The sequence below is a fragment of the Thermoanaerobaculia bacterium genome (assembly GCA_035260525.1).
Classification (GTDB): Bacteria; Acidobacteriota; Thermoanaerobaculia; order UBA5066; family DATFVB01; genus DATFVB01.
In genome coordinates this window covers 1-6,332 of the sequence record DATFVB010000342.1, presented here as the reverse complement: position 1 = coordinate 6,332, position 6,332 = coordinate 1, and the positions used below count along the sequence as shown (strand labels likewise).

Sequence of the window (6,332 nt, the reverse complement as noted above, 5' to 3'; positions counted from 1 at the left end):
ACGCTCACGGTACGCCTTCGGGCCCGGCGGTCTGTGGGTGCGCGTCTCGCTCGCGTCTGGCCGCGCCTCGCTCCTTCGGCAACTGACTGACGAGTCCCCGGCCATACCCAAGAAGCCGCTGGCGCAGTTCTTGCAATATTTCCATCCCGCTCTGTTTTTGAAAGGAGAGCCCATGAAGAAGATCCTCGGGGTTCTGGTGTCGGTGCTCGTCGGCGTCGCCATGGCGTCGGCAGCCGAGCAGACGTGGCACGGAAAGATCAGCGACAGCATGTGCGGCGCCTCGCACAAGTCGGCGATCGAGCACTCGGGCAAGAAGCTGACCGACCGCGAATGCGTCCAGGCGTGCATCAAGGAGGGTGCGAAGTACGTCTTCGTGAGCGGCGGAAAGGTCTACAACATCTCGAATCAGGATGACCCCGCTCTCGCCGAGCACGCCGGTCATGCCGTGACGCTCAAGGGAGAGATGACCGGAGACACGATCAAGGTCTCCAGCATCTCGATGGGCAAGGCGGCGGGCAAGATGATGAGCAAGGAAAAACCGGCGAAAACCTCGTAGCGTTCGGATCAGCGGGGCGGCCGGCGAGCGCTCGCCGGCCGCTTCCGCTTTTCCCTATTGGCGGGCCAGCTTTTCCAGCGTCGCCCGCGCCGCCTGCCGTTGCGCCTCCTTCTTCGACGTCCCCCTCCCCTGCGCGAAGGCGACCCCGTTCCAGAGGACCTCGATCAGGAACGTCTTTTCGTGATCCGGACCGATCTCCTCGAGGACCCGGTACTCGGGCAGCGGAAGACCCAGCCGCTGAGCGGTCTCCTGAAGGGTCGTCTTGTAATCGTGGAACGACAGGTCCCCGAGGTCGATCCCGTTGATGTCCGGCTCGAACATTCGCGAGATGAACGGAACGACCGCCGGAAGGCTCCCGTCAAGATAGATCGACGCGATCACCGCCTCGAGGGCGTCGGCGAGCAGGGAATCCTTGTTCGCCCCTCCCGAGCGCGCCTCCCCCGACCCGAGCCGCAGGAAGGCCCCGAGGCCGAGGTCCCGCGCCTTCTGCGACAGCGTCGGAGCCGAGACGAGATGCGCCTTGATCTTCGAGAGCGACCCCTCCTGGAGAGCCGGAAATCCCTTGAAGATGAGCTCACCGATGACGAACCCGAGCACCGCGTCGCCGAGGAACTCGAGCGTCTCGTTGTGCTGGGCCCGCGGCATCCGGTTCTCGTTCGAATACGACTTGTGGGTCAGCGCGCGGACGAGGAGAGCGGGGTCGCGGAACGTGTAGCCGAGTTTCTTCTCCAGGACGCTCCACGGCGGGCGGGTTTCCGCCACACTCACGCGGAAGTCCCCCGCGCGTCCAGCAGCGCCGAGACCGCCTCGGCCGGAACGGGACCGCTCACGAGAAATCCCTGCATGCCGTCGCAACCGAAACCGGCGAGGAGCTTGCGCTGCTCTTCGGTCTCGACTCCCTCCGCGATCACGCGCAGGCCGATCCCGTGGGCGAGCGCGATGACGGAGCTGACCAGCGCCCGGTCGGCGCCCTCGCCGGCGAGATCGCGCACGAACGCGCGATCGATCTTGAGCGTATCCAGCGGGAACCGCTTGAGATACGCCAGGGAAGAATATCCCGTTCCGAAGTCGTCCATCGTCAGGCGCACCCCCAGCCCCTTGAGCCGGCCGAGTGTCTCGAGCACCTGATCCGCGTTCTCCATCGCCACGCTCTCCGTGATCTCGAGGTCGAGCCATTTCGGGTCGATCGCGAATTCGCCGAGCGCGTCGGCGATGCGGCGGGCGAGGTCGGGCTGCGAGAACTGCCGCGCCGACAGGTTGATCGCGACGGGCACCCGCTTCGCCCGCGCCTTCTCCCGCTCCTTCCAGTCGAGACATGCCCGGCGCAGCACCCAGGAGCCGAGCGGAAGGATCAGGCCGGTCTCCTCCGCGACGGCGATGAACTCCGACGGGGGGACGACCGCGCCGCCTCGCCGCCAGTAGACGAGGGCCTCGACTCCCGTCACGACTCCCGTCGGCAGAGCGACCTGCGGCTGGTACTGGAGGAAGAACTCCTCCCGGCGGAGCCCGCGGCGGAGCTCGCTTTCGAGCTTCATCCGCGCCTGGGCACGCTCGTTGAGCTCGGCCGTGTAGAGCTGGAACGTGTCGCGTCCCTGCTCCTTGGCGCGGTACATGGCGATGTCGGCGTTGCGCACGAGCGTTTCCGCGTCATCTCCGTCGAACGGATAGAGGCTCACGCCCGCGCTCGCGGTGATGTAGAGCTCCTGCCCCCCGACGGGGAATGGCTGGCGGAACGCGCGGAGCACCTTCTCCGCCACCCGCACGGCATCGGCAATCCCGGCGATCTCGGGCAGGAGCAGGATGAACTCGTCCCCGCCCAGCCGGGCGAGCGTGTCTCCTTCCCGCAGGAGACGCTCCACGCGCGAGGCGACGGCTCTCAGGAGGTCGTCCCCCACGCTGTGGCCGAGCGAGTCGTTGATCACCTTGAAACGGTCCACGTCGAGGAACATGACCGCCAGGCGTCCTCCCGCGCGGTGCGCCTGCGCGACGGCGAGCGTGAGCCGGTCGTTGAAGAGCAGCCGGTTCGGGAGGTCGGTCAGAGCGTCGTGGAACGCCAGATGTCGAATCCGGTCCTCGGCGCGGCGCGCCTCGAGCGCCGCGGCGACGTGCTGCGACACGAACGTGAGGAGCTCCTTCTCGCGCTCGCCGAACGGCGCCGCGCCCGGGCCGCTCGAGGCGACGATGGCGCCGAAGGTCCGGTTGCCCGACCGCAGCGGGACCGCGAGACACGACGAGCCGCCGCGCGCCGCGGCGCCGAGTCGAGGGTCCTCGCCCGACCCGAGACGGACCACCCCGTCGCGCACGACTTCTTCCGTGAGCGTCCGGAGACGGGCTTCCGGGACCTCCTCGCCCGCGCGGTACGGAAAGGACAAGTTCCCGCCCGCCTCGTCGGCGAGCGCGACGGCGAAGCTCCCGGCGGCGATCAGCTCGCGGGTGATCGCGTGCACCCGCTCGAACAGGCGGGGCAGGTCCTCGGCCGCCGCCGTCTCCCCCGCGATGCGGTACAGCGCCGCCCGGAGCTTTTCCGACCGCTCCCGCTCCGTGACGTCCACGAGGGTTCCGGCGATCGCAGGACGTCCCTCGAAGTCGATCCGCGAGCAGAGCACCTCGACGTCGATTTCCGTGCCGTCGCGCCGGCGACCGCGAAACGAATAATGGAGGCTCTCCGCTTCCGCCCCGAGCCGCCGCTCGAGGGTCTCCGCGACGCGGGACCGGTCGTCGGGAACGCTGAGCTCGACCGCGGGCGCGCCAATCAGCTCTTCGGGCCGGCACCCGAAGATCTCGGCGAACTTCGGGTTCGCGTACGCGAAGACGCCGTCCTGGATGATGTAAACCCCGGCGAGGGAGCCCTCGACGAGCGTCCGGTACTTCTCCTCGGCCTCCCGCAGGAGCTTCTCCGCGCGGCGCCGCTCCCCGACGTCGCGCCCGGTCACCACGACGATCGACGGGCGGCCGTCTGCTCCCGGGATGGAGGCGCCGACGCTCTCGATCCAGGCCCAGCCGCCTTCCTTGCGCCGGAGCCGCTGGACGACCGAGGTCGCGCGACCGGTCTCGAGCCGGGTCCGAAAGGCCGCCTGCTGGACCGGGAGGTCGTCGGGGTGGATGAGGTCGAACGCCCGCGTCCCTTCGAGCTCCGCGGGGCTCCAGCCGAGGACGTCGGTGTGGGAGGGAGAGGCGTAGAGGAACTTTCCTTCGGCGTCGACGAGGGCGATCAGGTCGTGGACGTGCTCGGCGAGCAGGCGGAAACGCGCCTCGCTCTCGCGCAGCGCGTCCTCGGCGCGGCGCCGGTCCGTCGTGTCGTGGACGATCGAATACAGGAGGACCCGGCCATCGATCACGACCGGGCCCGAGTGGACGTCGACGTTCCGGATCTCGCCCGACTTCAGGCGATGGCGGAAGCGGAAATGGCTGATCTCCTCGGCCGCCGCCCGCTCCATCTCGAGGCGAACCGCCTCGGTCTCGAGGACGTTGATGTCGGAGATCGCGAGGCCCGCGAGCTCCTCCGTCGAGTATCCGTAGAATTCCGCGGCCGCGGCGTTGGCGTCGACGATCGCGCCCGTCGACGGATCGATCAGGAGCTGGACGGCCCGGCTTCTCTCGAACATCGTCCGGTAGCCGCCCTCGGGACTCGCGCCGATCACGGCGACCGCCGGACGAACAACGCGTCGAAGTTCGACGTCGTCGCCGCCGCCACCTCCTCGAGAGGCACCTCCTTGACGAGAGCGAGACGGCGCGCGGTCTCGACGACGAAGGCGGGCTCGCAGCGCTTCCCCCGGTGCGGCTCGGGCGCGAGGAACGGCGAGTCGGTCTCGACGAGCATCGAAGCGAGGGGAAGCGCCCGGGCCGCGGCGCGGATGTTCTCGGCCGCCTTGAACGTGAGCATTCCGGAGAACGAGATCCGGTATCCGAGCGCGATCGCCCGCTCACCGTACGCTGCATCCTCCGTGAACGAGTGGAAGACGCCCGGGTCGGGACGCCGCGGCTCGGCCGCGAGCGCCTCGAGCATCTCCGTCCCGCTCTCCCGGTTGTGGAGCAGGACCGGAAGGCCCCGTTCCCGGGCGAACGCGAGCTGGGAGCGGAGCGCCCGGATCTGCGCGGGGCGCGGCGAGTGGTCGTAGTGGAAATCGAGTCCGATCTCTCCCACCGCGACCGCCTTCGGGGAGCGCAGGAGCGCGTCGAAGGCCTCGAGCACCCGGTCCTCGTCGAAGTCCTTCGCCTCGTGGGGGTGGATCCCGACGGCCGCCACGACCCCCTCGTGAGCCTCGGCGACCTCGACCGCCCGGCGCGAGTCCTCGAGCGTCGTTCCCGGAACGAGGATCTTCCCGACGCCCGCGTCGCGGGCGCGCGCGATCGCGGCGCTCCGCTCCGCTTCGGAGAGCATCTGCAGGTGGCCGTGGGAATCGCAGATCATTTCACCTTCGTTCCGGGAGGGACGTCCTGTTCCGGCACGAGCACGACCGGCTCGCCCGATTCCGGGAGCGACGCCGCGAGCACCATGCCGTTCGACTCGAGCCCCATCAGCTTCGCGGGCTGCAGGTTCGCGACGATCACGACCGTCTTCCCCACGAGGCTCTCCGGCGAATAGCGCGTGGCGATGCCGGCGACGACCTGCCGCCGCTCGGAGCCGAGGTCGACCTCGAGGCGCATCAGCTTCTTCGACTTCGGCACCGGCTCCGCGGCGACGATCCGCGCGGCGCGGAGCTCGATCTTCTGGAACTCCTCGATCGTGATCTTCGCGCCGGAGGGGGCGGGAGCCGCTTCGCTCATCGGAACCTCGCTCGGAAAGAACTTCTTCGGATCGGCGCGCGGAAACAGCGGCGCCGCGGGGGCGAGAGGACGGCCGGTCGGGAGCCCTCCCCAGGCGAGGGCTCCCGGACCGTCGGCCGGATCCGCGCCGAGCGCCTCGAGCGCCTTCGGGGAAGCGGTCGGGAGCACCGGCGCGAGCGCCGCGGCGGCGATCCGGGTCCCCTCCGCCGAGGCGTAGAGCATGCGGGACAGGCGCTCGGTCTTCCCCTCCTCCTTCGCGACCTTCCAGGGCTGGCGCGAGGCGACGTAGCCGTCCACCTGCTTCAAGAGCGATGCCACGGCTTCCAGCCCGCGCGAGAACTCGAACCGGTCGAACGCCTCGAGGTACGACTCGACGGCGGGGCCGGCGGCGGTCTTGACCTCGTTGTCGTCGCACGGCACCGGGGGTGTGGCGCCATACGTGTTCACGCAGAGGCGCACGACGCGGGACACCGCGTTGCCGAGACCGTTGGCGAGGTCCGCGTTGTACCGCTCGAGGAACGCCTCGTCGGAAAAGCTCGCGTCGGCGCCGAAGACCATCTCGCGCAGCAGGAAGTAGCGCAGGGCATCGGGGCCGAATTCCGCCACGAGCGCGTCGGGGCGGACGACGTTTCCGGTCGACTTCGACATCTTCTTGTCGTCGCGGAGCCACCAGCCGTGCGCCGCGACCCGCGTCGGGAGCGGGAGCCCGGCCGACAGGAGGAAGGCCGGCCAGTAAACGGCATGGAAGCGGAGGATGTCCTTGCCGACGAGATGCGTCCGCTCCCCCGCGGGGTTTTCCCAGTACCGCCGGTACAGCGTCTCGTCGTCGCCGCCGAAGCCGAGCGCGGTGACGTAGTTCGCCAGCGCGTCGAGCCACACGTAGACGACGTGGCCGGGATGCCCGGGGAACGGGATCCCCCACGTCAGGTTCGTGCGCGAGACCGAGAGGTCCCGCAGGCCCGCCTCGACGAACGCCACGACCTCGTGGAATCGCGATTCCGGCACGACG

Annotated in this window: 5 protein-coding genes; 1 reads left to right on the top strand and 4 read right to left on the bottom strand. The window is 69.4% G+C overall.

All coding sequences use genetic code 11. From position 1 onward, the window contains the following. Window positions 1-556 (top strand): hypothetical protein (locus tag VKH46_16295; GenBank protein ID HKB72399.1); only part of this gene is annotated, 556 nt, incomplete at its 5' end. Window positions 557-610: 54 nt separating this feature from the next. Here the strand turns inward: VKH46_16295 and rnc are convergent. The 4 genes from rnc to metG all read right to left on the bottom strand — a co-directional run. After that, window positions 611-1,324 (bottom strand): ribonuclease III, encoded by a 714-nt coding sequence (rnc, locus tag VKH46_16290; protein HKB72398.1) that lies wholly within the window; start codon window positions 1,322-1,324, stop codon window positions 611-613. Further along, the gene (locus tag VKH46_16285; protein ID HKB72397.1) at window positions 1,321-4,197 is read right to left on the bottom strand and encodes an EAL domain-containing protein; all 2,877 of its coding nucleotides are present in this window, start codon (window positions 4,195-4,197) and stop codon (window positions 1,321-1,323) included. The genes rnc and VKH46_16285 overlap by 4 nt, the downstream gene beginning before the upstream one ends. After that, window positions 4,194-4,967 carry a TatD family hydrolase gene (locus VKH46_16280; GenBank protein ID HKB72396.1) on the bottom strand — a complete coding sequence of 258 codons (774 nt, stop codon included), beginning with the start codon at window positions 4,965-4,967 and terminating at the stop codon, window positions 4,194-4,196. Before VKH46_16280 ends, VKH46_16285 begins: the two co-directional genes overlap by 4 nt. After that, the coding region (metG, locus tag VKH46_16275) for a methionine--tRNA ligase subunit beta (GenBank protein HKB72395.1) at window positions 4,964-6,332 on the bottom strand (1,369 nt) is incomplete at its 5' end. The genes metG and VKH46_16280, both read right to left, overlap by 4 nt.